18 protein-coding genes, 2 tRNA genes and 3 rRNA genes are annotated in these 26,209 nt (G+C 64.6%); 16 read left to right on the plus strand and 7 right to left on the minus strand.

Annotation, left to right across the window (positions count from 1 at the left end; translation table 11 throughout):
- Nucleotides 1-244: 244 nt before the first annotated feature.
- The 5 genes from WS54_RS32880 to rrf all read left to right on the plus strand — a co-directional run bounded on the left by WS54_RS32880 (nt 245) and on the right by rrf (nt 5,484).
- A 16S ribosomal RNA gene (locus tag WS54_RS32880) occupies nt 245-1,777 on the plus strand.
- A gap of 64 nt (nt 1,778-1,841) precedes the next feature.
- A tRNA-Ile gene (locus WS54_RS32885) sits at nt 1,842-1,918 on the plus strand.
- 39 nt (nt 1,919-1,957) lie between these two features.
- A tRNA-Ala gene (locus WS54_RS32890) sits at nt 1,958-2,033 on the plus strand.
- Between the two features lie 342 nt (nt 2,034-2,375).
- Nucleotides 2,376-5,256: ribosomal RNA gene (locus WS54_RS32895) — 23S ribosomal RNA — on the plus strand.
- Between the two features lie 115 nt (nt 5,257-5,371).
- Nucleotides 5,372-5,484: ribosomal RNA gene (gene rrf / locus WS54_RS32900) — 5S ribosomal RNA — on the plus strand.
- Together the 16S, 23S and 5S rRNA genes with 2 tRNA genes alongside form the textbook arrangement of a ribosomal RNA operon.
- 171 nt (nt 5,485-5,655) lie before the next feature.
- Here rrf and WS54_RS32905 read toward each other — a convergent pair.
- The 4 genes from WS54_RS32905 to WS54_RS32920 all read right to left on the minus strand — a co-directional run bounded on the left by WS54_RS32905 (nt 5,656) and on the right by WS54_RS32920 (nt 8,537).
- The gene (locus WS54_RS32905) at nt 5,656-6,120 is read right to left on the minus strand and encodes a GNAT family N-acetyltransferase (RefSeq protein WP_179949018.1); all 465 of its coding nucleotides are present in this window, start codon (nt 6,118-6,120) and stop codon (nt 5,656-5,658) included.
- A 146-nt stretch (nt 6,121-6,266) separates the two neighbouring features.
- Complete coding sequence (locus tag WS54_RS32910; protein ID WP_059782452.1) at nt 6,267-6,638, minus strand: nuclear transport factor 2 family protein; 372 nt, start codon at nt 6,636-6,638, stop codon at nt 6,267-6,269.
- Nucleotides 6,639-6,693: 55 nt separating this feature from the next.
- On the minus strand, nt 6,694-7,293 hold the full coding sequence (locus WS54_RS32915) for a hypothetical protein (RefSeq protein ID WP_059782453.1): 600 nt from the start codon (nt 7,291-7,293) through the stop codon (nt 6,694-6,696).
- A gap of 239 nt (nt 7,294-7,532) precedes the next feature.
- On the minus strand, nt 7,533-8,537 hold the full coding sequence (locus tag WS54_RS32920) for an AraC family transcriptional regulator (protein WP_034209432.1): 1,005 nt from the start codon (nt 8,535-8,537) through the stop codon (nt 7,533-7,535).
- Nucleotides 8,538-8,680: 143 nt separating this feature from the next.
- Here WS54_RS32920 and WS54_RS32930 point away from each other — a divergent pair, with 143 nt between their 5' ends.
- Genes WS54_RS32930 through WS54_RS32940 form a run of 3 tightly spaced genes read left to right on the plus strand, consistent with a single transcriptional unit; the run spans nt 8,681 to nt 12,338 of the window.
- Nucleotides 8,681-10,348 carry an acyl-CoA synthetase gene (locus WS54_RS32930; RefSeq protein ID WP_059782456.1) on the plus strand — a complete coding sequence of 556 codons (1,668 nt, stop codon included), beginning with the start codon at nt 8,681-8,683 and terminating at the stop codon, nt 10,346-10,348.
- Nucleotides 10,349-10,361: 13 nt separating this feature from the next.
- A complete protein-coding gene (locus WS54_RS32935; RefSeq protein ID WP_059782458.1) occupies nt 10,362-11,129 on the plus strand; it encodes a 3-hydroxyacyl-CoA dehydrogenase in 768 nt (255 codons plus the stop codon).
- 18 nt (nt 11,130-11,147) lie between these two features.
- Entirely contained in the window at nt 11,148-12,338 is a 1,191-nt protein-coding gene (locus tag WS54_RS32940; RefSeq protein WP_059782461.1) for an acetyl-CoA C-acetyltransferase, read from the plus strand.
- Between the two features lie 109 nt (nt 12,339-12,447).
- On the opposite strand, the gene WS54_RS32945 is transcribed toward WS54_RS32940, so the two are convergent.
- Nucleotides 12,448-13,140 (minus strand): TetR/AcrR family transcriptional regulator, encoded by a 693-nt coding sequence (locus WS54_RS32945; RefSeq protein WP_059782463.1) that lies wholly within the window; start codon nt 13,138-13,140, stop codon nt 12,448-12,450.
- Nucleotides 13,141-13,460: 320 nt separating this feature from the next.
- Between WS54_RS32945 and WS54_RS32955 the strand changes: the two genes are divergently transcribed.
- The 8 genes from WS54_RS32955 (at nt 13,461) to WS54_RS32990 (ending at nt 24,027) form a co-directional block, all read left to right on the plus strand.
- Nucleotides 13,461-14,741, plus strand: a complete 1,281-nt coding sequence (locus tag WS54_RS32955) for a Zn-dependent hydrolase (protein WP_059782465.1) — start codon at nt 13,461-13,463, stop codon at nt 14,739-14,741.
- Nucleotides 14,742-14,868: 127 nt separating this feature from the next.
- Complete coding sequence (locus WS54_RS32960) at nt 14,869-16,206, plus strand: NAD(P)-dependent oxidoreductase (RefSeq protein ID WP_059782467.1); 1,338 nt, start codon at nt 14,869-14,871, stop codon at nt 16,204-16,206.
- Between the two features lie 55 nt (nt 16,207-16,261).
- Complete coding sequence (gene preA / locus WS54_RS32965; protein WP_059782469.1) at nt 16,262-17,578, plus strand: NAD-dependent dihydropyrimidine dehydrogenase subunit PreA; 1,317 nt, start codon at nt 16,262-16,264, stop codon at nt 17,576-17,578.
- 100 nt (nt 17,579-17,678) lie between these two features.
- Complete coding sequence (locus tag WS54_RS32970) at nt 17,679-19,187, plus strand: NCS1 family nucleobase:cation symporter-1 (RefSeq protein WP_059782471.1); 1,509 nt, start codon at nt 17,679-17,681, stop codon at nt 19,185-19,187.
- A gap of 65 nt (nt 19,188-19,252) precedes the next feature.
- Nucleotides 19,253-20,710: a dihydropyrimidinase gene (hydA, locus tag WS54_RS32975; RefSeq protein WP_059782473.1), complete on the plus strand. Its 1,458-nt coding sequence runs from the start codon at nt 19,253-19,255 to the stop codon at nt 20,708-20,710.
- Nucleotides 20,711-20,958: 248 nt separating this feature from the next.
- Nucleotides 20,959-22,233 carry a NupC/NupG family nucleoside CNT transporter gene (locus WS54_RS32980; protein WP_059782476.1) on the plus strand — a complete coding sequence of 425 codons (1,275 nt, stop codon included), beginning with the start codon at nt 20,959-20,961 and terminating at the stop codon, nt 22,231-22,233.
- Between the two features lie 68 nt (nt 22,234-22,301).
- Entirely contained in the window at nt 22,302-23,618 is a 1,317-nt protein-coding gene (gene deoA / locus WS54_RS32985) for a thymidine phosphorylase (RefSeq protein ID WP_059782478.1), read from the plus strand.
- 19 nt (nt 23,619-23,637) lie between these two features.
- Nucleotides 23,638-24,027 carry a cytidine deaminase gene (locus WS54_RS32990; protein ID WP_059782480.1) on the plus strand — a complete coding sequence of 130 codons (390 nt, stop codon included), beginning with the start codon at nt 23,638-23,640 and terminating at the stop codon, nt 24,025-24,027.
- Between the two features lie 21 nt (nt 24,028-24,048).
- Here the strand turns inward: WS54_RS32990 and WS54_RS32995 are convergent, their stop codons facing one another.
- Both WS54_RS32995 and msrA read right to left on the minus strand, forming a co-directional pair.
- Nucleotides 24,049-25,164: an aromatic ring-hydroxylating oxygenase subunit alpha gene (locus tag WS54_RS32995; RefSeq protein ID WP_059782483.1), complete on the minus strand. Its 1,116-nt coding sequence runs from the start codon at nt 25,162-25,164 to the stop codon at nt 24,049-24,051.
- A gap of 251 nt (nt 25,165-25,415) precedes the next feature.
- A complete protein-coding gene (gene msrA / locus WS54_RS33000) occupies nt 25,416-26,159 on the minus strand; it encodes a peptide-methionine (S)-S-oxide reductase MsrA (protein ID WP_059782505.1) in 744 nt (247 codons plus the stop codon).
- Between the last annotated feature and the right edge of the window lie 50 nt (nt 26,160-26,209).

The raw sequence follows: 26,209 nt of genomic DNA on the forward strand, positions 1-26,209 counted from the left end.
CGTTTCTCTGCTGCTGAAAACGCAGCGCTGCCGGGAAACTTCAGGTTCCCTCGCAGAATGCTCTTTAAAAATTAACAGCCGATAAGTGTGGGCGCTTGATGGAAGCGAGCTGATCCTCGGATCAGATAGCAAAAGTATCAAGAGTCTCACACTAAAGTAAGTCAGGTTTATGAAGTGATTCATATTCCTGTCAGCTTTGAGTGAGCGACCGGTTCTTAACTGAACCGAAAACAGTAACAGGTTTGAACTGAAGAGTTTGATCCTGGCTCAGATTGAACGCTGGCGGCATGCCTTACACATGCAAGTCGAACGGCAGCACGGGTGCTTGCACCTGGTGGCGAGTGGCGAACGGGTGAGTAATACATCGGAACATGTCCTGTAGTGGGGGATAGCCCGGCGAAAGCCGGATTAATACCGCATACGATCCACGGATGAAAGCGGGGGACCTTCGGGCCTCGCGCTATAGGGTTGGCCGATGGCTGATTAGCTAGTTGGTGGGGTAAAGGCCTACCAAGGCGACGATCAGTAGCTGGTCTGAGAGGACGACCAGCCACACTGGGACTGAGACACGGCCCAGACTCCTACGGGAGGCAGCAGTGGGGAATTTTGGACAATGGGCGAAAGCCTGATCCAGCAATGCCGCGTGTGTGAAGAAGGCCTTCGGGTTGTAAAGCACTTTTGTCCGGAAAGAAATCCCTGGCTCTAATACGGTCGGGGGATGACGGTACCGGAAGAATAAGCACCGGCTAACTACGTGCCAGCAGCCGCGGTAATACGTAGGGTGCAAGCGTTAATCGGAATTACTGGGCGTAAAGCGTGCGCAGGCGGTTTGCTAAGACCGATGTGAAATCCCCGGGCTCAACCTGGGAACTGCATTGGTGACTGGCAGGCTAGAGTATGGCAGAGGGGGGTAGAATTCCACGTGTAGCAGTGAAATGCGTAGAGATGTGGAGGAATACCGATGGCGAAGGCAGCCCCCTGGGCCAATACTGACGCTCATGCACGAAAGCGTGGGGAGCAAACAGGATTAGATACCCTGGTAGTCCACGCCCTAAACGATGTCAACTAGTTGTTGGGGATTCATTTCCTTAGTAACGTAGCTAACGCGTGAAGTTGACCGCCTGGGGAGTACGGTCGCAAGATTAAAACTCAAAGGAATTGACGGGGACCCGCACAAGCGGTGGATGATGTGGATTAATTCGATGCAACGCGAAAAACCTTACCTACCCTTGACATGGTCGGAATCCTGCTGAGAGGTGGGAGTGCTCGAAAGAGAACCGGCGCACAGGTGCTGCATGGCTGTCGTCAGCTCGTGTCGTGAGATGTTGGGTTAAGTCCCGCAACGAGCGCAACCCTTGTCCTTAGTTGCTACGCAAGAGCACTCTAAGGAGACTGCCGGTGACAAACCGGAGGAAGGTGGGGATGACGTCAAGTCCTCATGGCCCTTATGGGTAGGGCTTCACACGTCATACAATGGTCGGAACAGAGGGTTGCCAACCCGCGAGGGGGAGCTAATCCCAGAAAACCGATCGTAGTCCGGATTGCACTCTGCAACTCGAGTGCATGAAGCTGGAATCGCTAGTAATCGCGGATCAGCATGCCGCGGTGAATACGTTCCCGGGTCTTGTACACACCGCCCGTCACACCATGGGAGTGGGTTTTACCAGAAGTGGCTAGTCTAACCGCAAGGAGGACGGTCACCACGGTAGGATTCATGACTGGGGTGAAGTCGTAACAAGGTAGCCGTATCGGAAGGTGCGGCTGGATCACCTCCTTTCCAGAGCTATCTCGCGAAGTTGAGCGCTCACGCTTATCGGCTGTAAATTTAAAGACAGACTCAGGGGTCTGTAGCTCAGTCGGTTAGAGCACCGTCTTGATAAGGCGGGGGTCGTTGGTTCGAATCCAACCAGACCCACCATTTGTCTGGCGGTACACACCTGAGGCATCTGTACTCATGGGGGGCATAGCTCAGCTGGGAGAGCACCTGCTTTGCAAGCAGGGGGTCGTCGGTTCGATCCCGTCTGCCTCCACCAATCTTCAATGACAAGCGTTCGACTGCGTCGAACCTTTGTCATTGGCGATTGAGCCAGTCAGAGCGGTACGTAGTAAGTATCGGCTGTCGTTCTTTAACAATCTGGAAGAAGTAAGTAATTTGGATAGCGGAAGCGTCTTTGAGATGGACGTGGAAACTATCCGGGTTGTGATTGTATCGATGTATCTCAAGATGATTCGAACTTCATGTTCGGCTCAATTTGGAATACGGCACACACGTAGTGTGGGCTCCGCGTAAGTGCTAAAGCACTAACGCTGAGCGACACGCGAGAACTCAACCTGTAGCGACTGTAGCGTCGAAAGATGAGACAGACTCGTTATAGGGTCAAGCGAACAAGTGCATGTGGTGGATGCCTTGGCGATCACAGGCGATGAAGGACGCGGTAGCCTGCGAAAAGCCCCGGGGAGCTGGCAAACAAGCTTTGATCCGGGGATATCCGAATGGGGAAACCCACTCCTTATGGAGTATCCATGGCTGAATACATAGGCCATGTGAAGCGAACGCGGTGAACTGAAACATCTAAGTAACCGCAGGAAAAGAAATCAACCGAGATTCCCAAAGTAGTGGCGAGCGAAATGGGATGAGCCTTGCACTCTTTATTTGTATTGTTAGCCGAACGCTCTGGAAAGTGCGGCCATAGCAGGTGATAGCCCTGTAGGCGAAAACAGTATGAAAGAACTAGGTGTGCGACAAGTAGGGCGGGACACGTGAAATCCTGTCTGAAGATGGGGGGACCATCCTCCAAGGCTAAATACTCGTGATCGACCGATAGTGAACCAGTACCGTGAGGGAAAGGCGAAAAGAACCCCGGGAGGGGAGTGAAATAGATCCTGAAACCGCATGCATACAAACAGTCGGAGCCTCGCAAGGGGTGACGGCGTACCTTTTGTATAATGGGTCAGCGACTTACGTTCAGTAGCAAGCTTAACCGTATAGGGCAGGCGTAGCGAAAGCGAGTCCGAATAGGGCGTTCAGTTGCTGGGCGTAGACCCGAAACCAGGTGATCTATCCATGGCCAGGATGAAGGTGCGGTAACACGTACTGGAGGTCCGAACCCACTAACGTTGAAAAGTTAGGGGATGAGCTGTGGATAGGGGTGAAAGGCTAAACAAACCTGGAAATAGCTGGTTCTCTCCGAAAACTATTTAGGTAGTGCCTCGTGTCTCACCTTCGGGGGTAGAGCACTGTCATGGTTGGGGGGTCTATTGCAGATTACCCCGCCATAGCAAACTCCGAATACCGAAGAGTGCAATCACGGGAGACAGACATCGGGTGCTAACGTCCGGTGTCAAGAGGGAAACAACCCAGACCGCCAGCTAAGGTCCCCAAATATAGCTAAGTGGGAAACGAAGTGGGAAGGCTAAAACAGTCAGGAGGTTGGCTTAGAAGCAGCCACCCTTTAAAGAAAGCGTAATAGCTCACTGATCGAGTCGTCCTGCGCGGAAGATGTAACGGGGCTAAGCTATATACCGAAGCTGCGGATGCGAGCTTGCTCGCATGGTAGGAGAGCGTTCCGTAAGCCTGCGAAGGTGCGTTGAAAAGCGTGCTGGAGGTATCGGAAGTGCGAATGCTGACATGAGTAGCGATAAAGGGGGTGAAAGGCCCCCTCGCCGTAAGCCCAAGGTTTCCTACGCAACGTTCATCGGCGTAGGGTGAGTCGGCCCCTAAGGCGAGGCAGAAATGCGTAGCTGATGGGAAGCAGGTCAATATTCCTGCACCGTCGTTAGATGCGATGGGGGGACGGATCGCGGAAGGTTGTCCGGGTGTTGGAAGTCCCGGTCGCTGCATTGGAGAAGGCGCTTAGGCAAATCCGGGCGCAGGATTCAAGGGTGTGGCGCGAGCGACTTAGGTCGCGAAGCAATTGGAAGTGGTTCCAAGAAAAGCCTCTAAGCTTCAGTCTAACGATGACCGTACCGCAAACCGACACAGGTGGGCGAGATGAGTATTCTAAGGCGCTTGAGAGAACTCGGGAGAAGGAACTCGGCAAATTGGTACCGTAACTTCGGGATAAGGTACGCCCTTGTAGCTTGACTGGCCTGCGCCAGGAGGGTGAAGGGGTTGCAATAAACTGGTGGCTGCGACTGTTTAATAAAAACACAGCACTCTGCAAACACGAAAGTGGACGTATAGGGTGTGACGCCTGCCCGGTGCCGGAAGATTAAATGATGGGGTGCAAGCTCTTGATTGAAGTCCCGGTAAACGGCGGCCGTAACTATAACGGTCCTAAGGTAGCGAAATTCCTTGTCGGGTAAGTTCCGACCTGCACGAATGGCGTAACGATGGCCACACTGTCTCCTCCCGAGACTCAGCGAAGTTGAAGTGTTTGTGATGATGCAATCTACCCGCGGCTAGACGGAAAGACCCCATGAACCTTTACTGTAGCTTTGCATTGGACTTTGAACCGATCTGTGTAGGATAGGTGGGAGGCTATGAAACCGGAACGCTAGTTTCGGTGGAGCCGTCCTTGAAATACCACCCTGGTTTGTTTGAGGTTCTAACCTTGGCCCGTGATCCGGGTCGGGGACAGTGCATGGTAGGCAGTTTGACTGGGGCGGTCTCCTCCCAAAGCGTAACGGAGGAGTACGAAGGTACGCTAGGTACGGTCGGAAATCGTGCTGATAGTGCAATGGCATAAGCGTGCTTAACTGCGAGACCGACAAGTCGAGCAGGTGCGAAAGCAGGTCATAGTGATCCGGTGGTTCTGTATGGAAGGGCCATCGCTCAACGGATAAAAGGTACTCTGGGGATAACAGGCTGATACCGCCCAAGAGTTCATATCGACGGCGGTGTTTGGCACCTCGATGTCGGCTCATCTCATCCTGGGGCTGTAGCCGGTCCCAAGGGTATGGCTGTTCGCCATTTAAAGAGGTACGTGAGCTGGGTTTAAAACGTCGTGAGACAGTTTGGTCCCTATCTGCCGTGGGCGTTGGATATTTGAAGGGGGCTGCTCCTAGTACGAGAGGACCGGAGTGGACGAACCTCTGGTGTACCGGTTGTCACGCCAGTGGCATCGCCGGGTAGCTATGTTCGGAAGAGATAACCGCTGAAAGCATCTAAGCGGGAAACTCGCCTTAAGATGAGATATCCCTGGAGGCTAGACCTCCTTGAAGGGTCGTTCGAGACCAGGACGTTGATAGGTCGGGTGTGTAAGCGCAGTAATGCGTTCAGCTAACCGATACTAATTGCCCGTAAGGCTTGATCCTATAACAAGTCTGTCTTAACAGGACTTGTTGATTCTCGTGTGCGATACACACAACTCAAAATTACTGCTTCTTCCCGGATTGGTTGCGCTGCGAAGCAACGCAACAACCCTCTTTGCCTGATGACCATAGCGAGTCGGTCCCACCCCTTCCCATCCCGAACAGGACCGTGAAACGACTCTACGCCGATGATAGTGCGGATTCCCGTGTGAAAGTAGGTAATCGTCAGGCTCCCTAAGCCAGAAACCCCCGCCCGAAAGGCGGGGGTTTTTGCATTGGCGCGGCGGAAGTGCACTAGGCCCGGCGACGCGCTATCCGGCACGAGCCTGGGGCGTGGAAAACGTCTTCATGCCCCTGGTCCGACCGACCGAATTCCGATATTTTTCCGTCGCAACGCCCTCGTCAGACCGTGATCCGCAAGATCGGAAAAAATCTGCCCGGAATGGCGCTCGATTCCTGTTCGCCAATCTTTTCAGCCCCCAGCGCCAGATAGAACGGCGCAGCATTGGGATCCGCTTCGATCACGAAGCTTTTGATTCCTCTCGCAGCGGCTTCGGCCCGAACTGATTCCCACAGCGCACGGGCGATGCCCTGGCCCATGTGATCGGGATGAACGAACAACCATCCGGGCGTCGGTCTATCCGAATCCAATGACGCTCGGACCCAGAACCCGATGATCGACCCGCCCGATTCCGCGACGTAACCGATCGCTCCTTCGATCGTCTCCGGCGAAATCGCAAGATCGTTTTGCCACAAGTCGAGCCATTCCTTCGGATAGCCCCAATGTGCCTTCGAAAGGCGCGCCAATTGCGTGAGTTCGTCCGCGTCCGCGGCACGCGCAGGACGCACGGTAAATAGCTCGTTCATTTCGACTCTCGTCATGGCCGATACCACCATGGTCGGCGATTTCATCAGTGCAGCATCCGGATCGCGGCGTCTCACCGCTCGATCGACAACCGGCCCGCTCGCAGCAGCATTGCCTGACGCGGCTCATCCGCACACGCTCGCCGCAGCTACATGACCTGCGATGCATGCCCGGCGATGACGCGCCAGTTGGCGCCCGATCGACGCCACAGGCGCGTATAGGCAAACGTGCCGGCGAATGCCGTGCCATCGAAACGACCGATGAGGGTCGCTCGCGTCGTGGTCAGAATCATCCCGTCGATCGCGCATGCGCGCATCTCGTGGACGTCGAGTGTGTCGAGACGCAGAAGCTTCGCGCGATGCGCGGCCAGGTCGTCCTCTTTCGAGATGACCTGACCGGTCGGGACTGTAAACACCAGATCGTCGTCCAGCAGCGTGTCGAGCACATCGACGTCGTTGGCCAGCATCGCGGCGCGCAGCGCAGTTTCGCTGGGTTCGATGACGGCACGGATTGCATCCATGTCAGGCCTCGCATCATTTTCGGAAGGGAAGCGGTATGGCGGCGACGAACGCAGCCTACCGCGCATTCGACAACGACTGACGCCGGACGAGCATCACCAGGCAGATGCCGATCGACGCGATGAGGTTGACGGCCGGATAGAACGCGACCGCGACACTCCATGTGCTCAGCGCCAGCAACGCCAGCGCGTACTTGAGCACGCACAGCGCGAAATAGGCGAGGCTCTCGCTCCACGGATCGCGGATCGTCTTGCGCACGGTCGGGCCGAGGCCGGCAAGCTCGATCAGCGTAACCAGGCAGATCGACACAGTCGGATCGTCGGTCAGCATCCACAGCGGAATGGCCGATAGCGCCGCGCACAGGAACAACCAGTCGAGGCCCGTCCAGCCGCGCTCGCCGCGAAACAGGCTGGCGATCAGCGTCAGAAAGCATGTGATGGCAATCGCCGCCGTGCACCATGCGGACGGTCCCGCGCCCGCGACGAACTGGCCGGCGGCCGCGATCGCCGTGACGACCGACCACACGAGCCACGTGAACAGATGCGGGCGAACGGTCCGCCGGTAGATCGCGAGCGCGTAAGGAATCGCTGCCAGCAACGACACGGCCGTTCCGATCACGCCGAAGATCGAAGCGGCGCTCTCAGCGGTATTCACCATCGACGCAACCTCGTTCGGACGGGCCGACCAGTATGTGGTCAGACGGAACGGGGTGCAACGTCATGCCACGCTCCGTGGTGCGGTGAGCGCTACGCAGAATCTCACCGGAACGCAAGGGCGGCCACGTGCCGAAGACGCTCGAGAACTATCTCGGCGAGCAGACCTTGCGCAAGGGGCTGGAAAAAGGCAGAGCCGGGCGTATCGACGGCACACGACGAGACGCTCGCGCCCACCGGCATTCACGACTCCGCTTCCGCCGCATGCACGTCGCGCCGATAGGCGCCGGGGCTCGTGCCGGTCCATTTCCGGAACGCGCGATGAAACGCGCTCGGCTCGGTGAAGCCGAGCTCGGCCGCGATCTCCGCGACGCTCAGCGCGTGCCCGCGCAGCAGCGACTGCGCGAGCGCGCCGCGCAACTCGTCCTTGATCGCCGCGAAGCTTTGCCCTTCGCTGCGCAAACGCCGTCGCAGCGTCGCCGGCGTCGTGTCGAGGTACACGGCCAGCGTGTCGAAGTCGGGCCACTCGGCGGCCGGCCGCGCCTTCAGGTGCGCGCGCGTCTTCGCGACCCAGCCCGTGTCGTGCCGGTAGCGCACGAGCAGATTGCCGGGCGCGCCGCGCAGGAAGGTCTTCAGCGCCTGCTCCGAACGGATCGTCGGCAGCGCGAGGTATGCGGCATTGAACGCGAGCCGGCTGTCGGGCCGCTCGAAATGCACGGGGACGCCGAAGAACTGGTGATAGTCGCTGCGCTGGCCGGGGCTCGGGCACGCGAAATCGATGCGCTGCAGCGGGATGCGCCGGCCGATCAGCCAGCACGCGACGCCGAGCAGGATCAGCCAGAACGTCCGGTACGCGAACGCCGGGTACGGCGCGCCCGATTGCGCCAGCACGATCTGCGCCTGCCCGTCAGCCACGACAAGTTCGCCGTGCGGCTCGTCGAGCACGACCCGCAGGAACTGCAACGCGCGCCGCAGCGCCTTGTCGAGCGTGCCGGCATGTAGCACCGCATGGCACAGCAGCGTAAAGCTGCCGCGCCGCATCGGGCGCGCGGCGAGCCCGAAGAATTCGTCGTCGAGCGCGCCGGCGATCGCAAGCCATAGCCGGCCGTACTGTTGCGGCGTGACGGGCGCGTGCACGGCCGCCGGCAGCCCGGCGGTGCGCAGCACGGGCGCGGTCGGCAGACCATGCCGGCGCAGGCACGCGAGCGCATCGTCGACGAAATCCGGCGAAATCATCTGCGGCCCCATTTCCCAGCACCCTCCCGGCATGGCAAAAACGATCACGATTCTAGATTCCGTTTGTCATTGATTGCAATGTAGCGGCTGTCTACTATCGATGTATCCCCGTCGCGCGCTGGCTCGACGGCGGCCATAACGAACAGGAGACACGCATGCCCGAAGGAGCTACCGCCCGGCCGGTGCCGGCCTATGCCGACGCCGTGGCCCGGTTCAGTATCGAGACCGCCGCCGCGCAACTGAACGGCGATCTGGAGCGCGGCCTGAACGCGTGTGTCGAATGCTGCGACCGCCACGCGAAGGCGGACGCGATCGCGCTCGACTGGATCGACGCCGCCGGGCAGCGCCGCCGCTTCACGTTCGCGCAGATGCAGGCGTTGTCGGCCCGGGTCGCTAACCTGCTGGTCGCACAGGGCGTGAAGCCCGGCGACGTGGTGGCCGGCCTGCTGCCGCGCACACCGGAGCTCGTCGCGACGATCCTCGGCACGTGGCGCGCGGGCGCCGTGTACCAGCCCTTGTTCACGGCGTTCGGCCCGAAGGCGATCGAGCATCGGCTGCGCATGAGCGGTGCGCGGCTCGTCGTAACCAATGTCGCGAATCGCGCGAAGCTCGACGAAATCGCCGATTGCCCGCCGGTCGCGACGGTGCGCGAAGCGAGCGACACGCTGCCGGACGGCGACATCGATTTCCGGGCGGCGCTCGAGGTGCAGTCCGACTGGTTCGAGCCCGTGCTGCGCAAGGGGGCCGACCTGTTCATGATGATGTCGACGTCGGGCACGACGGGTCTGCCAAAGGGCGTGCCGGTGCCGCTGTATGCGTTGCTCGCGTTCGGCGCGTACATGCGCGAAGCGGTGGATCTGCGCAACACCGACCGGTTCTGGAATATCGCCGACCCGGGCTGGGCGTACGGGCTTTATTACGCGATCACGGGCCCGTTGCTGCTCGGTCATGCAACGACGCTCTACGAGGGCGGCTTCACGGTCGACAGCACGTACGACGTGATCGAACGGCTCGGCATCACGAGCCTCGCGGGTTCGCCGACCGCGTACCGGATGCTGATGGCGGCCGGCAACGAAGCGGCCGCGCGGCTGAAAGGCCAGCTGCGCGTGGTCAGCAGTGCCGGCGAACCGCTGAATCCGGAAGTCGTGCGCTGGTTCCACGCGGCGCTCGGTGCGCCGATCCACGATCACTACGGCCAGACCGAGCTCGGCATGGTCGTGAACAACCATCACGGCCTCACGCATGTCGTGCACGTCGGTTCGGCCGGCCTCGCGCTGCCCGGCTACCGTGTTGCGGTGCTCGACGAAGCCGGCCGCGAACTCGGCCCCGGCGAGCCCGGCACCCTCGCGATCGACATCGCGCGCTCGCCGCTGCTGTGGTTCTCCGGCTACTGGCAGCAGGACACGCCGGCGATCGCGGGCGGCTACTACCGGACCGGCGACAACGTCGAGCTGGAGCCGGACGGCACCGTGAGCTTCATCGGCCGCTCGGACGACGTGATCACGTCGTCGGGCTACCGGATCGGTCCGTTCGACGTGGAAAGCGCGCTGATCGAGCATCCGGCCGTCAGCGAGGCCGCCGTGATCGGCGTGCCCGACCCCGAGCGCACTGAAATCGTGAAGGCGTTCGTCGTCCTGTCGAAAGGGTTCGACGGCACGCCGGAACTGGCCGAGGAATTGAGTCTGCACGTGAAGCGGCGGCTGTCCGCTCACGCTTATCCGCGCGCGATCGACTTCGTCGACGCGCTGCCGAAAACCCCGAGCGGCAAGATCCAGCGCTTCGTGTTGCGCAAGATGGAAGCCGAGAAGGCCGCTCAACCCTGAATATGGACTGCGAATGAATATCAAGGATCGCGTTTTTCTGATTACGGGCGCAGGTTCCGGCCTCGGCGCCGCGGTGGCGCGCATGGTCGTCGCGCAAGGCGGCAAGGCCGTGCTGCTGGATGTCAACGAAGAAGCGGGCGCGAGCCTCGCGAACGAACTCGGCGCGGCCGCGCGGTTCGTGAGGACCGACGTGACGAGCGAAGCCGACGGTCAGGCGGCCGTCGCCGCCGCGCGCGACGCGTTCGGCCGTGTCGACGTGCTCGTCAATTGCGCGGGCGTCGCACCGGGCGAGAAGGTCGTGGGCCGCGACGGCCCGCATTCGCTCGACCGCTTCGCGCGCGCGGTGTCGATCAACCTGGTCGGCACGTTCAACATGGTTCGGCTAGCCGCCGAAGCGATGTCGAAGCAGGACGCCGACGCGGAAGGCGAGCGCGGCGTGATCGTCAATACGGCGTCGGTCGCGGCGTTCGACGGGCAGATCGGACAGGCCGCGTATGCGGCGTCGAAGAGCGGCGTGGTGGGCATGACGCTGCCGATCGCACGCGAGCTCGCGCGCTTCGGCATTCGCGTCGTGACGGTCGCGCCCGGCATCTTCGCGACGCCGATGATGGCCGGCATGCCGCAGGACGTGCAGGACGCGCTCGGCAAGAGCGTGCCGTTCCCGCCGCGGCTCGGCCGCCCGGAAGAATTTGCGGCGCTGGTGCGCCACATCGTCGAGAACACGATGCTGAACGGCGAAGTCATCCGTCTCGATGGCGCGTTGCGCATGGCACCGCGCTGACACTGGAGGAAGCGAATCATGACGACTCAGGATCCGATCGTAATCGTGGGCGCGGCGCGCACGCCGATGGGTGGTTTTCAGGGCGACCTGGCGGCAGCCAGCGCGAGCGACCTCGGCGCGGTGGCGATTCGTGCCGCGCTCGAGCGCGCGAACGTGCCGGCCGAACGCATCGACGAAATCGTGTTCGGCTGCGTGTTGCCGGCCGGGCAGGGGCAGGCGCCCGCGCGACAGGCCGCGCTGAAGGCCGGCCTGCCGCTCGCGGCGGGCGCGACCACGGTCAACAAGATGTGCGGTTCGGGGATGAAGGCGGCGATGTTCGCGCACGACCTGCTGCTGGCGGGGTCGGCGGGCGTCGCCGTCGCGGGCGGGATGGAGAGCATGACGAATGCGCCGTACCTGCTGCCGAAGGCGCGCGCGGGCATGCGCATGGGGCATGGGCAGGTGCTCGACCACATGTTCCTCGACGGGCTCGAGGACGCCTATGAAAAGGGCCGCCTGATGGGCACGTTCGCCGAGGATTGCGCGCAGGCCTACCAGTTCACGCGCGACGCGCAGGACGCGTTTGCGATTGCATCGCTCACGCGGGCGCAGCGCGCGATCGCCGAAGGGCATTTCGCGTCGGAAATCGCGCCGGTGACCGTGAAGGCCGGCAAGACGGAAAGCATCGTGTCGATCGACGAGCAGCCGGGCAAGGCGAAACTCGACAAGATTCCGACGCTGAAGCCGGCGTTTCGCGACGGCGGCACGGTGACGGCCGCGAACGCGTCGTCGATCTCGGACGGCGCGGCCGCGCTCGTGATGATGCGCCGCTCGGAAGCCGAGCGCCTCGGCCTTACGCCGAAGGCCGTGATCGTCGGGCATTCGACTTATGCGGACAAGCCCGGCCTGTTCGCGACCGCGCCGATCGGCGCGCTGCGCAAGCTGTCGGAGAAAACCGGCTGGAACCTGCGCGACGTCGACCTGTTCGAGATCAACGAAGCGTTCGCGGTGGTGCCGATGGCCGCGATGCGCGATCTCGACCTGCCGCACGAGAAGGTCAACGTACACGGCGGCGCGTGCGCGCTCGGGCATCCGATCGGTGCATCGGGTGCGCGCGTGATGGTGACGCTGCTGGCCGCGCTCGAAACGTACGGCCTGACGCGCGGTATCGCATCGCTGTGCATCGGCGGCGGCGAAGCGACGGCCGTCGCGATCGAGCGCATCGCGTAACGCAGCGAATCGTTCGCACCCACCGCCGACACGGGCGGCGCGTATTGCACGGGACATCCCCCGTGTGGTGCGCGCCGCCCGTTTTTATTCGACGGATCGTCGCGTCGCGTTACGACTTCACATTCGGCGACACCGCGCCGCACGCGCGAATCACGAGCTGCACGACCTGCTCGGTCTTTTCGTCGAACGCCTTCTTCGTGAACGCGCGCTTGCCGCTCAGCGCGCGAATCTGCGCATCGAAATCCGCGTAGTGCTGCGTGGTTGCCCAGATCAGGTACATCAGCGCATGCGGGTCGATCGGCGCGAGCAGGCCGCGCGCGATCCAGCCTTCGATCACCTTGATGCGCGTGTCGAACCACGGCTTCACGCGTTGCGACAGGATGTCCTGCATGTGCTCCGCGCCGTGGATGATCTCGTTGGCCCAGACCTTCGAGCCGAGCGGGCGCCGCTGCGACAGCGCCATCTTCGCGCGCACGTAGCCGCCGATCGCCTCCACCGGATCGTCGCCGGCCTCGAACGAGCCGGCCGCGCGATGCCAGTCCTCGAACAGGTCGTCGAGCACGCGGCGGTACAGCGCGAGCTTGGTCGGGAAGTAGTAGTGCACGTTCGCCTTCGGCAGGCCGGCGCGCTCCGCGATCATCGAGGTGCTGGCGCCGGCGAGCCCGCGTTCCGCGAATACGGCTTCCGCGCACGCGAGCAGATGCGCTTCGTTGGACTCGCGAATGTGCGCCTTGCGTCGCCGCAAAGGCGCCGGCGTTTCGTCCCGGTCGGTGGCTGCGATTGTCGCCTCGTCATGTCTCATCGTTACCCTCGCGCGGCGGGCATGCCGCGTTGGGCTTCATTCTAGCCGCTGATTCGCGTCGCGCACACGCGCGGAGATGCCGCCGCTCCACGGCGATGCTGCGTTGAGATGGCACGTTTCTCGCTCAGGTGCGTCGCGCAAGAAAGACGTTGCGCTGGTCATTTTGATCGTCTAAAACCTGTCCAATCGGACAGGATTTAACGCGTTTCGCGAACCGGCGGAGCATGCACCGCGTCCGGGCGGCGTGCCCCGAAACAGGCCTCGCGTGCACCGGCACGGACCGGGCCGACGACATCACCGACCCCACAGGAGCGATACGAATGAACGCAGTATCGGAAACAGTGAAGCGGGCAGCTTTCGACACGTCGATCAAGGTCGACGGCAAGCGGTTGTGGGAGAGCCTGATGGAGATCGCGAAAATCGGCGCGACACCGAAAGGCGGCGTGTGCCGACTCGCGCTGACCGATCTCGACAAGGCCGGCCGCGACCTGATCGTCGGCTGGGCGAAGGCCGCCGGCTGCACGGTGACGGTCGATACGATGGGCAACGTGTTCATGCGCCGCGCGGGCCGCGTGGCCGACGCGGCGCCGGTCGTCACGGGCTCGCACGCGGATTCGCAGCCGACCGGCGGGCGTTTCGACGGCATCTACGGCGTGCTCGGCGGCCTCGAGGTGATTCGCAGTCTCAACGATCACGGCATCGAGACCGAGCATCCGGTCGAGGTCGTGATCTGGACCAACGAGGAGGGCTCGCGCTTCGCGCCCGCGATGGTCGCGTCGGGCGTGTTCGCGGGCGTGTTCCCGCTCGAATACGGGCTGTCTCGCAAGGACGTCGACGGCAAGACGATCGGCGAGGAACTGGCGCGCATCGGCTACGCGGGCGACGTGCCGTGCGGCGGGCGCAAGCTGCATGCGGCATTCGAACTGCATATCGAGCAGGGGCCGATTCTCGAAGCGGAATGCAAGACGATCGGCGTCGTGACCGACGCGCAGGGGCAGCGGTGGTACGAGATCACGTTCACCGGCCAGGAAGCGCACGCGGGACCGACGCCGATGCCGCGCCGCCGCGACGCGTTGCTCGGCGCGTCGCGCGTGGTCGATCTCGTCAACCGGATCGGCCTCGATCACGCGCCGTTCGGTTGCGCGACGGTCGGCATGATGCAGGTCCACCCGAACTCGCGCAACGTGATTCCCGGCCGCGTGTTCTTCACCGTCGATTTCCGTCATCCGGACGATGCCGTGCTCGCGAAGATGGATGCGGCGCTGCGCGACGGCGTCGCGCGCATCGCGGCCGACATCGGGCTCGACACCGAACTCGAGCAGATTTTCTATTACAAGCCGGTCGCGTTCGATCCGGCATGCGTGGCGGCCGTGCGCGACGCGGCCGAACGCTTCGGCTACTCGCATCGCGACATCGTGTCGGGCGCGGGCCACGACGCGTGCTATCTGGCGCAGGTCGCGCCGACGTCGATGGTGTTCGTGCCCTGCGTCGACGGCATCAGCCACAACGAGATCGAGGACGCGACGCCCGCATGGATCGAGGCCGGCGCGAACGTGTTGCTGCACGCGATGCTGTCGCGCGCATGCGAGCCGGCTTCATGACGAACCGACCGTAGCAGCCGCGAGGCTGCCTGGAGTTCGAAATTCGCAGGCCTAAGCATGACCGCCCCGACTGTGCATTCGCAGCCGGCGGGGACGGCTTTGTCTCCACCCAGTCGAAGGAACGCGTATGACCACCAAGCCAACCGGCGATATCGCCGCGCATCGCCTGTCGTCCACGCAACTCTCGTGCGAGTTCGCCGATATCGCGCCGCTGCTCGATCCGACTGCCGCGGCGGCCGCCGCGAGCCGCTGCCATTACTGTTACGACGCGCCGTGCGTGCACGCGTGCCCGACGCAGATCGACATCCCGAGCTTCATCCGCAAGATCGGCAACGGCAACCTGAAAGGCGCGGCGATGGACATCCTGTCCGCGAATCCACTCGGCGGGATGTGCGCACGCGTGTGCCCGACGGAGATCCTGTGCGAAGGTGCATGCGTGCGCAACCATCAGGATGCGCAGCCGGTTGCGATCGGCGCGCTGCAGCGGCATGCGACCGACTGGGCGATGCAGACGGGCGCGGTGCAGTTCCGGCGCGCGCCCGAGACGGGCCGCCAGGTGGCGGTGGTCGGCGCGGGGCCGGCCGGGCTCGCGTGCGCGCACCGGCTCGCACTCGCCGGGCACCGCGTCACGCTGTTCGACGCGCGCCCGAAGGCCGGGGGCCTCAACGAATACGGAATCGCCGCATACAAGACCGTGGACGATTTCGCGCAGCGCGAGGTCGAGTGGCTGCTGTCGGTGGGCGGCATCACGCTGGAGACGGGCGTGGCGCTCGGACGCGACGTGACGCTCGACGCGCTGCGCGAGCAGCACGACGCGGTATTCCTCGCGATGGGGCTCGGCGGCGTGCGTGCGCTCGCGATCGACGGCGAGCAACTGGGCGGCGTGATGAATGCGGTCGATTTCATCGAGCAGGTGCGGCAGGCCGACGAGCTCGCGAACGTGCCGGTCGGGCGGCGCGTGGTCGTGATCGGCGGCGGCAATACGGCGATCGATGCGGCGGTGCAGAGCCGCAAGCTCGGCGCCGAGCGCGTGACGATGGTGTACCGGCGCGGCGTGGACGCGATGAGCGCGACGTGGGCCGAGCGCGAGTTCGCGCAGAAGAGCGGCGTCGCGCTCGTCACGCACGCGAAGCCGGTGCGCATGGCGGGCGCGAACGGGCAGGTGACGGGCGTCGAATTCGAGGCCGCATCGGGCGAGCGCTTCACCGTCGACGCGGACATGGTGCTGAAGGCGATCGGCCAGACGCTCGTGCCGGACGGTATCGCGGCCATGTTGCTGACCGCGGACGGCGCGCGTATCGCGGTGGATGCGGACAGGCGCACGGCGCTGCCGGACGTATGGGCCGGCGGCGACTGCGCGGCGACCGACGGCGTCGACCTCACGGTACAGGCCGTGCAGGACGGCAAGCGCGCGGCTGCGTCGATCGACGCGACGCTCGCCGCGCGCGCCGCGAAGGCGGCCTGAACGCGCGGCGCACCGCCGGCACACCGAACACGACCCCCTTCTCACGGAGCCGAACATGGCCGATCTTCGCTGCACCCTCGCAGGCATCACTTCGCCGAACCCCTTCTGGCTGGCGTCCGCGCCGCCGACCGACAAGGCCTACAACGTCAATCGCGCGTTCGAGGCCGGCTGGGGCGGCGTCGTCTGGAAGACGCTCGGGCTCGATCCGCACGTCGTCAACGTCAGTTCGCGCTATGGCGCGGTGCAGTGGAACGGCCAGCGCATCGCGGGGCTGAACAATATCGAGCTGATCACCGACCGTCCGCTCGACGTGAACCTGAGAGAAATCGCGCAGGTGAAGCGCGACTGGCCGGACCGCGCGCTGATCGTGTCGCTGATGGTGCCGTGCAACGAGCGCGACTGGAAATGGATCCTGCCGCTCGTCGAGGATACCGGCGCCGATGCAGTCGAGCTGAACTTCGGCTGCCCGCACGGGATGAGCGAGCGCGGGATGGGCGCGGCGGTCGGGCAGGTGCCCGAATACGTCGAGATGGTCACGCGCTGGGTGAAGGAAGGCACGAAGCTGCCATGCCTCGTGAAACTCACGCCGAACATCAGCGACATCCGGATGGGATCGCGCGCCGCGTACAAGGGCGGCGCGGACGGGGTGTCGCTGATCAACACGATCAACTCGATCGTCGCGGTCGATCTCGACCAGATGGCGCCGGTGCCGACCGTCGACGGCAAGGGCACGCACGGCGGCTATTGCGGCCCGGCGGTCAAGCCGATCGCGCTGAACATGGTCGCGGAGATCGCACGCGATCCGGAAACGCCGAACCTGCCGATCTCGGGCATCGGCGGCATCTCGTCATGGCGCGACGCGGCCGAGTTCATGGTGCTCGGCGCCGGCAGCGTGCAGGTGTGCACCGCCGCGATGCATTACGGCTTCCGGATCGTGTCGGATCTCGTCGACGGGCTGTCGAACTGGATGGACGAGAAGGGCTACGCGACGCTCGACGACATCCGCGGCCGCGCGGTGCCGAACGTGACCGACTGGAAATACCTGAACCTGAAGTACGACATCAAGGCGCGCATCGACCAGGACCGCTGCATCCAGTGCGGGCTGTGCCATATCGCATGCGAGGACACGTCGCACCAGGCGATCACGGCGACGAAGGACGGCGTGCGGCATTTCGAAGTGGTCGATTCGGAGTGCGTCGGGTGCAATCTTTGCATGCATGTGTGTCCGGTCGAGCAATGCATCACGATGGAGCGCGTCGATTCGGGCGACTACGCGAACTGGACCACGCATCCGAACAATCCGGCGAGCGCGGATGCCGGTGCGAGCGGCGGCCCGGCGGCCGCGCCCGAGAAGCACGCGAAGGCGGCCTGACCGGTGGCCGGTGGCGCGGGAGGTGCCGCGCCGCCGCTTTTCGTTTCATCGGGCCGGCATCGCACGATGCCGGCGCCGACGTTTTCGTGGAGTGCGATCGATGAAATACGCAGCGAATCCCGCCGATCCCGACAGCGCCGCGGCGCACGGCGGCAGCCTGTACAACGACGACCTCGCGCCGACGACGCCGGCGCAGCGCACGTGGAAGTGGTACCACTTCGCGGCGCTGTGGGTCGGGATGGTGATGAACATCGCGTCGTACATGCTTGCGGCCGGGCTGATCCAGGAAGGCATGTCGCCATGGCAGGCGGTGACGACGGTGCTGCTCGGCAACCTGATCGTGCTCGTGCCGATGCTGCTGATCGGCCATGCGGGCGCGAAGCACGGGATTCCGTACGCGGTGCTCGTGCGCGCGTCGTTCGGCACGCAGGGCGCAAAGCTGCCGGCGCTGTTGCGCGCGATCGTCGCCTGCGGCTGGTATGGCATCCAGACCTGGCTCGGCGGCAGCGCGATCTACACGCTGCTGAACATTCTGACCGGCAATGTGCTGCACGGCGCGGCGCTGCCGCTCGTCGGCATCTCGTTCGGGCAGCTCGCGTGCTTCCTCGTGTTCTGGGCGCTGCAGCTGTACTTCATCCTGCACGGCACCGATTCGATCCGCTGGCTCGAAAGCTGGTCAGCGCCGATCAAGGTCGTGATGTGCGTGGCGCTCGTGTGGTGGGCGACGTCGAAGGCGGGCGGGTTCGGCTCGATGCTGTCGGCGCCGTCGCAGTTCGCGGCGGGCGGCAAGAAGGCCGGGCTGTTCTGGGCGACCTTCTGGCCGGGCCTGACCGCAATGGTCGGCTTCTGGGCGACGCTCGCGCTGAACATCCCCGATTTCACGCGCTTCGCGCATTCGCAGCGCGACCAGGTGATCGGGCAGTCGATCGGGCTGCCGCTGCCGATGGCGCTGCTGTCGGTGGTGTCGGTCGTCGTGACGTCGGCGACCGTCGTGATCTACGGCAACGCGATCTGGGATCCGATCGACCTGACGAGCCGGATGACCGGCATCGGTGTCGGCATCGCGCTCGTGATCCTCACGCTCGACACGATGTGCTGCAACCTCGCCGCGAATCTCGTTGGTCCTGCTTACGATTTTTCGAGTCTGTGGCCGAAGGCGATCTCGTATCGCGCGGGCGGGATGATCACCGCGACGATCGCGATCGTGATGATGCCGTGGAAGATCCTCGCGACGACGGACGGCTATATCTTCACCTGGCTCGTCGGCTATTCGGCGTTGCTCGGGCCGGTCGCGGGCATCCTGATGGTCGACTATTTCCTGATTCGCGGCACGCAGCTCGATACGCGCGCATTGTTCGACGAGGGCGGCGACTTCAGCTACGCGCGCGGCTGGAACCCGGCCGCGCTGGTCGCGCTCGCGGTCGGCGTGCTGCCGAACCTGCCGGGCTTCCTGCATACGGCGTTTCCGGCGTCGTTCCCGAACGTGCCGGCGTTCTTCAACACGCTTTACACGTACGCGTGGTTCGTCGGCCTCGTGCTGGCGTCCGGCGTGTACGGCACCTGGATGAAGCGGCGCGCCGGACAGCGCGCGCAGATCGCGAGCGCATGACGCGCGAGCCGGAGGCGACTCGCGCGCGGCATGCGGCACCCGACAGTCAACGAGGAGGCAACGAAATGGCAATCCTGATTCGTGGCGGCACCGTGGTCGATGCGGACCGTTCCTATCGTGCGGACGTACTCTGCGCGGACCCGCAGGACGGCGGCACGATCCTGCAGATTGCGGAGCGGATCGACGCGCCGGCCGGCGCGACCGTCGTCGACGCGCACGACCAGTACGTGATGCCGGGCGGCATCGATCCGCATACGCACATGGAACTGCCGTTCATGGGCACGACCGCGAGCGACGACTTCTACTCGGGCACCGCTGCCGGGCTGTCGGGCGGCACGACGAGCATCATCGACTTCGTGATTCCGAGCCCGAAACAGCCGCTGATGGATGCATTCCGCGAATGGCGCGGCTGGGCCGAGAAGTCGGCGTCCGACTACGGGTTTCACGTCGCCGTGACGTGGTGGGACGACAGCGTGCACCGCGACATGGGCACGCTCGTGCGCGAGCACGGCGTGTCGAGCTTCAAGCATTTCATGGCGTACAAGAACGCGATCATGGCCGACGACGAGATTCTCGTGAACAGCTTCACGCGTTCGCTCGAACTCGGTGCGTTGCCGACCGTGCACGCGGAGAACGGCGAACTCGTGTTCCAACTGCAGAAGGCACTGCTCGCGCGCGGCATGACGGGGCCGGAGGCGCATCCGCTGTCGCGGCCGCCGGAGGTGGAGGGCGAAGCCGCGAACCGCGCGATCCGTATCGCGCAGGTGCTCGGCGTGCCCGTGTATATCGTGCACGTGTCGGCGAAGGATGCGGTGGATGTGATCACGCGCGCGCGCAGCGAAGGGCTGCGCGTGTTCGGCGAAGTGTTGCCGGGCCATCTCGTGATCGACGAGGCCGTCTATCGCGATCCGGACTGGACGCGCGCGGCGGCCCACGTGATGAGCCCGCCGTTTCGCTCGGCCGAGCATCGCGAGGCGCTGTGGCGCGGGCTGCAGTCGGGGCAGCTGCATACGACGGCGACCGACCACTGCGTGTTCTGCGCGTCGCAGAAGGCGATGGGCCGCAACGATTTCACGAAGATCCCCAACGGCTGCGGCGGCGTCGAGGATCGCATGTCGGTGCTGTGGCATCACGGCGTGAATCATGGCCGAATCACGCCGAACGAATTCGTGCGGATCACATCGACGAACGCCGCGCAGATCTTCAACCTGTATCCGCGCAAGGGCGCCGTGCAGGTCGGCGCCGATGCCGACCTCGTCGTGTGGGACCCGGCCGCGACGAAGACGATTTCGGTGAAGACGCATCATCAGCAGGTCGACTTCAACGTGTTCGAGGGGATGACCGTGCAGGGTGTCGCGACGCACACGCTTACGCGCGGCGCACTCGCGTGGGCCGACGGCGAATTGCGCGCGGTGCGCGGCGCGGGCCGTTACCTGAAGCGCCCGCCGGGGGCAGGCTACTACGAGGCGGCACGGATCGCGAACCGTCTGCGCGAGCCGCATCCGGTCGAACGCGCGGGTTGAACGACGCGTGTCGTGCGGGACGTGTCCGTTCGAACGGCACGTCCCGAGCGCATTTTAGGCAGGTACATAGCATAACTGATCAAGCAGTCGAAGCACGAAAATAGAAACGATCGATGCCATTGATGTCGACGATTTTGGCGACGTTGCCGGCGCACGTATCGTGCGAGTAACATCCACCCACCCGATCACGCGGGTCGCGGGCACGGGTCGCCCGCCGAACAGTTCAAATAGTGAGAAAGGAGCACAAGGTGGATATTCTGCGCAGTCTCCTCGGTATGCTGTTTCTGTTGCTGGTCGCGTATCTGCTGTCGAACAACCGCCGCGCGGTCAGCGTGCGAACCATGATCGCCGCGCTGCTCACGCAGTTCGCGATCGGTGCGCTGGTGCTGTTCGTGCCGTCGGGGCGCGCGGCGCTGGCCGCGGCCGCGAACGGCGTCAATCGCGTGCTCGACATGGGCAATCACGGCATCGCGTTCGTGTTCGGCGGGCTGGTCGACGCGCGGATGTTCCAGTTGTTCGGCGATGGCGGATTCGTGTTCGGCCTGCGCGTGCTGCCGATGATCATCTTCGTCACCGCGCTGATCTCGGTGCTGTATTACATCGGCGTGATGAAGTGGATCGTCGCGATCCTCGGCGCGGGGCTCGCGAAAGTGCTCGGCGTGAGCCGCATCGAGGCGTGCTCGGCCGTCGCGACGATCTTCCTCGGGCAGAGCGAGATGCCCGCGCTCGTGAAGCCGTTCGTGCGCAACATGACGAGCGCCGAGATCTTCACGGTGATGGCGAGCGGCATGGCGTCGGTCGCGGGCTCGGTGCTGGTCGGCTACGCCGGCCTCGGCGTGAAGATGGAGTATCTGCTCGCCGCATCGTTCATGGCGGTGCCGGGCGGGCTGCTGTTCGGCAAGCTGCTGTTCCCGACCGTCGAGCCGAGCCGCGTGGTGGTCGACGGCCTCGATTTCGACGACAAGCGGGCCGCCAACGTGATCGAGGCGGCCGCATCCGGCGCATCGGTCGGCCTGCGGATCGCGATCAACGTCGGCGCGATGCTGATCGCGTTCGTCGGGCTCATCGCACTGATGAACCTGATCGTCGGCGGCGCGGCCGCGTTCGCGGGCTTTCCGCAGGTCACGCTGGTCGGCATCATCGGCCACCTGTTCGCGCCGCTTGCGTGGATCATCGGCGTGCCGTGGCACGATGCGGCGCTGGCCGGCAACTTCATCGGCGAGAAGCTGATCTTCAACGAATTCGTCGCGTACGGCGACCTGTCGCCGTACCTGAAGGGCGGTGCTCACGCGGCGGCGGCCGGCCTCCAGGTGCTCGACGCGAAGACGCTCGCGATCGTGTCGTTCGCGCTGTGCGGCTTCGCGAACTTCTCGTCGATCGCGATTCTCGCGGGCGGCTTCAGCGCGGTCGCGCCCGAGCGCCGCTCGGACGTCGCGCGGCTCGGCTTGCGCGCGCTGACGGCGGCGACGCTGTCGAACCTGATGAGCGCGGCGATTGCCGGCCTGTTTTTCTCGCTGCATTAGCGCCTGTTCACGCCGATAACAGGCTCCAAGCCATGCAGTAGACTCCGATCGATCGAAGCGAGGCAACGATGTTTCTACCGCAGGAATTCATTCGCAGGAAGCGCGACGGGCAGCCGCTCGATCGCGACGGCATAGCCGCGTTCGTGCGCGGCGTGACCGACGGCAGCGTGACCGAGGGCCAGGTGGCCGCGTTCGCGATGGCCGTGTATTTCAACGACCTCAGCACGGACGAACGCGTCGCGCTGACGCTCGCGCAGCGCGATTCGGGCGACGTGCTCGACTGGCGTGCGCTCGATCTCGGCGGGCCGGTGATCGACAAGCATTCGACGGGTGGCGTCGGCGACGTCGTGTCGCTGATGCTCGGGCCGATGGTAGCCGCGTGCGGCGGCTACGTGCCGATGATCTCGGGGCGCGGGCTCGGCCATACCGGCGGTACGCTCGACAAGCTCAGCGCGATTCCCGGTTACGACGTGATGCCCGATACGGACGCGTTTCGCCGCACGGTGCGCGAGGTCGGCGTCGCGATCATCGGGCAGACCGCGCGGCTCGCGCCGGCCGACAAGCGCATCTATGCGATCCGCGACGTGACGGCGACCGTCGAATCGGTCGCGATGATCACCGCGTCGATCCTGTCGAAGAAACTCGCGGCGGGGCTCGACGGGCTCGTGATGGACGTCAAGGTCGGCTCCGGCGCGTTCATGCCGACCGCGGAGAAATCGGCGGAACTGGCGCGCAGCATCGTCGACGTCGGCAACGGCGCCGGCATGAAGACGACCGCGATCCTCACCGACATGAACCAGTCGCTCGCGCCGTGCGCAGGCAACGCGCTCGAGGTGGCGTGCGCGATCGACTACCTGACGGGCAAGTCGCGCCCCGCGCGCTTGCACGACGTGACGATGGCGCTGTCGGCCGAACTGCTCGTCACCGGTGGGCTGGCGCGCGACGCCGCTCACGCGCGCGAGCAGCTCCAGCGCGCGCTCGATTCGGGCGCGGCGGTCGAGCGTTTCGCGCGCATGGTCGTCGCGCTCGGCGGCCCCGCCGACCTGATCGACGCACCGGCGCGGCATCTGGCGCGGGCCGCGGTGATCGTGCCGGTTCCGGCGCCCGCGGGCGGCGTGGTGCAGCGCGTCGATTGCCGTGCGCTCGGGCTGGCGGTGGTCGCGCTCGGCGGCGGCCGCACGCGCGCGGAGGACGCGATCGACGTCAGCGTCGGCCTGTCGGCGCTCGCGGAGATCGGGCAGCGTATCGGGGCCGGCGAGCCGCTCGGCTTCGTGCATGCCCGCGACGAAGCGGCCGCGGCCCATGCGGCGGATGCGATTCGCCGCAGCTACGTACTCGGCGAGACCGGCGAAGCGCCGCCGACCCTTTACCGGCAGATCGGCTGACCCTGCCGCGGAGACCTCGATGGAACGAGACGAACTGATCGAACAGGCGAAGGCGGCGCGCGACCGCGCGTATGCGCCGTATTCGCGCTTCAAGGTCGGCGCGGCGCTGCAGGCGCGCGACGGGACGATTTTCCACGGCTGCAACGTCGAGAACGCGTCGTACGGACTGTGCAATTGCGCGGAACGCACGGCGCTGTTCGCGGCGATCGCCGCCGGTTATCGGCCGGGCGATTTCGCGCGGCTCGCGGTCGTCGGCGACACGGACGGACCGATCGCGCCGTGCGGCGCATGTCGTCAGGTGATCATCGAGATCGGCAAGCCCGACATCGAAGTGATTCTCGCCAACCTGAAAGGGGCCGTCGAGATCACGACGGCCCGCGCGTTGCTGCCGGGCGCGTTTACGCTGTAACGGCGCGCCGCAGGCGTCGCTTCACGCGCCGTCGCGCGCGTCGCGGATCGGGATCACGGTGCGTGCGCCGCACTGGCGCAGCAGGTCGCGCAACTCGTTGATGACCGGAAACACTTCGTGGTTCCAGTCGGCGCCCTGGCGATCGTGCGCTTCCTGTTCGCGTTCGACGATCCAGCGATCCTCGCGGAAGATACGCTCGGTGAACCACACGAGCAGCGGCCATGCGAGATCGAGTGCGAACGGGATGCCGGGCTTGTGGATCGACAGCAGCCCGAACGTGCGGTTGGTGCGCTGCTCGGCGTCGAGCGGCACGTAGACGATCCACAGATCCATCACGAGCGTGCCTTCGCTCGAGCGAATCTGCAGCGTCTGGTACGGATAGCCGGTGCGCACCGTCATCACGCTCTTGTTGGCCTGGTCGCCGGGCTTCTTGCTCGAACCGAACACGAGCGCCTCGCCGACCGGCTGCTTGCCTTCCATCCGCGCGAACGTGTAGTCGACCTCGACCCAGTCGTCGCCGCGGCGGCGGCCCACCGAGCGCGCGCGCATCTGCCCCATCTGCTTGCGATGCAGGAACTGATGGTTCATGTCCATCAGGTTTTCGTGCATGAACGAGTAGTGGCACTTGACCTCGCGGCCGAAGCGGCGCGTCTTGTACGCGCGGTTGTCCGCGGATTCGAGCGTGGGGAACGGTCGTGCTTCGGCGAGCGTGGCATCGCCCGGGAACACGAAGATCAGCCCGTGCGCTTCGCGGCATGGATACGCGCGCACGCCGTTGGGCAAGCGCTCGCGGCCGAGGTAGGGCACGTCGACGCAGCGGCCGCTGTCGCACGCGTAGGTCCAGCCGTGGTAGCAGCAGCGCAGCGTCTCGCCGCTCACCACGCCCGCGTGCAGCGGCACCTGGCGGTGCGCGCAACGATCTTCGAGCGCATACACGGCGCCCGATTCGGTGCGCACGAGCACGATCGGGTCGCCGGCGAAGCGCACGCCGAGCGTCTTGCCGCGCTTGAGCTCGCGCGACCATGCGAGCGGGTACCAGTGATCCGGATGAATGGGCACGCGGCGCAGGTCGCGCACGACCGCGCCGGTGGACGGCTCTTCGAGGGTATTGCTGTCAGGCAAGGGCACTGCGCGCATGCGTGACGCCTCCTGGCTTGGCGGGTGGTCCGGACGCCGCGTCATGCGGCGAGGATCAGGAGAAGTCTACGCGAAGTTGCCGGCCGCGGCGGACGCGATGCGGGTTTGCCCCGCCATCGCGCGCACCGATTCGTTGATGCGGCGCAAAGAGGGCAGCCGCCGGTGCGTGGCGGGGCGGGCCGCCGCGGTTGTGTGGCGGGCGGCATCCCGTCACGCAGCCGGGCGGTGGTCGCGAGCGGCTCGCAAGCGGCTCACGAGCGCGCTTCGCGCCACAGTATCGCGTCGGCACGGTACAGCGCCGGGAAGCGCTGCTTCAGCCCGGCGACCTTCGGCAGGTCGTTGAACGCGATATACGGCGCATCCGGATGCAGTTCGAGGTAGTTCTGGTGATAGGCCTCGGCCGGATAGAACCCCTTGTACGCCTCGACGCGCGTGACCACGGGCGCCGGAAACACGTGCGCGGCGCCGAGCTGCGCGATGTACGCGGTCGCGACCGCGCGTTGCTGCGCGGTGGTCGGGAAGATCGCGGACCGGTACTGCGAGCCTTCGTCGGGGCCTTGCCGGTTCAGTTCGGTCGGATCGTGCGCGACCGAGAAGAATACCTGCAGCAGCCGGCCGTACGTGATCTGGGTCGGGTCGTAGACGATGCGCACCGATTCCGCGTGCCCCGTCAGCCCCGAGCCGACCAGCGCGTAGTGCGCGGTTTCGGACGCGCCGCCCGCATAGCCTGCAGTGACCTGCTTCACGCCCTTCACGTGCTCGAACACGCCCTGGACACCCCAGAAGCAGCCGCCGGCGAGCACGGCCGTCTCGTCGTGCGACGCGCCGGGCGTTTCGTCGAGCGCCGGCGCGGGCACGGTGCGCATCGGCTCGGCGGAATTGACGATGCGCTGGTAGCCGAACACGGCGGCTGCCGCGACGGCGATGGCGCCGATGCGGCGCAGCATGGCCGCACGCCGTCGTGCGGCGGCATCGCGAATAGGGATCGGGTTCATCTTTTGCTCCTTCGACATGCGTCGAGAAATGTGTCCAGAAATGCGGCGCC

The sequence above is a fragment of the Burkholderia sp. NRF60-BP8 genome (genome assembly GCF_001522585.2).
In the GTDB taxonomy this organism is placed as follows: domain Bacteria; phylum Pseudomonadota; class Gammaproteobacteria; order Burkholderiales; family Burkholderiaceae; genus Burkholderia.

Coding starts and splice junctions, on each gene's coding strand:
- WS54_RS32995 (WP_059782483.1), bottom strand. CDS start 25,164: ATGCGCGCAGTGCCCTTGCCTGACAGCAATACCCTCGAAGAGCCGTCC.
- WS54_RS32910 (WP_059782452.1), bottom strand. CDS start 6,638: ATGGATGCAATCCGTGCCGTCATCGAACCCAGCGAAACTGCGCTGCGC.
- WS54_RS32955 (WP_059782465.1), top strand. CDS start 13,461: ATGAACGCAGTATCGGAAACAGTGAAGCGGGCAGCTTTCGACACGTCG.
- WS54_RS32940 (WP_059782461.1), top strand. CDS start 11,148: ATGACGACTCAGGATCCGATCGTAATCGTGGGCGCGGCGCGCACGCCG.
- WS54_RS32945 (WP_059782463.1), bottom strand. CDS start 13,140: ATGAGACATGACGAGGCGACAATCGCAGCCACCGACCGGGACGAAACG.
- msrA (WP_059782505.1), bottom strand. CDS start 26,159: ATGAACCCGATCCCTATTCGCGATGCCGCCGCACGACGGCGTGCGGCC.
- WS54_RS32970 (WP_059782471.1), top strand. CDS start 17,679: ATGAAATACGCAGCGAATCCCGCCGATCCCGACAGCGCCGCGGCGCAC.
- WS54_RS32920 (WP_034209432.1), bottom strand. CDS start 8,537: ATGGGGCCGCAGATGATTTCGCCGGATTTCGTCGACGATGCGCTCGCG.
- WS54_RS32960 (WP_059782467.1), top strand. CDS start 14,869: ATGACCACCAAGCCAACCGGCGATATCGCCGCGCATCGCCTGTCGTCC.
- deoA (WP_059782478.1), top strand. CDS start 22,302: ATGTTTCTACCGCAGGAATTCATTCGCAGGAAGCGCGACGGGCAGCCG.
- WS54_RS32905 (WP_179949018.1), bottom strand. CDS start 6,120: ATGAACGAGCTATTTACCGTGCGTCCTGCGCGTGCCGCGGACGCGGAC.
- hydA (WP_059782473.1), top strand. CDS start 19,253: ATGGCAATCCTGATTCGTGGCGGCACCGTGGTCGATGCGGACCGTTCC.
- WS54_RS32935 (WP_059782458.1), top strand. CDS start 10,362: ATGAATATCAAGGATCGCGTTTTTCTGATTACGGGCGCAGGTTCCGGC.
- WS54_RS32915 (WP_059782453.1), bottom strand. CDS start 7,293: ATGGTGAATACCGCTGAGAGCGCCGCTTCGATCTTCGGCGTGATCGGA.
- WS54_RS32990 (WP_059782480.1), top strand. CDS start 23,638: ATGGAACGAGACGAACTGATCGAACAGGCGAAGGCGGCGCGCGACCGC.
- preA (WP_059782469.1), top strand. CDS start 16,262: ATGGCCGATCTTCGCTGCACCCTCGCAGGCATCACTTCGCCGAACCCC.
- WS54_RS32930 (WP_059782456.1), top strand. CDS start 8,681: ATGCCCGAAGGAGCTACCGCCCGGCCGGTGCCGGCCTATGCCGACGCC.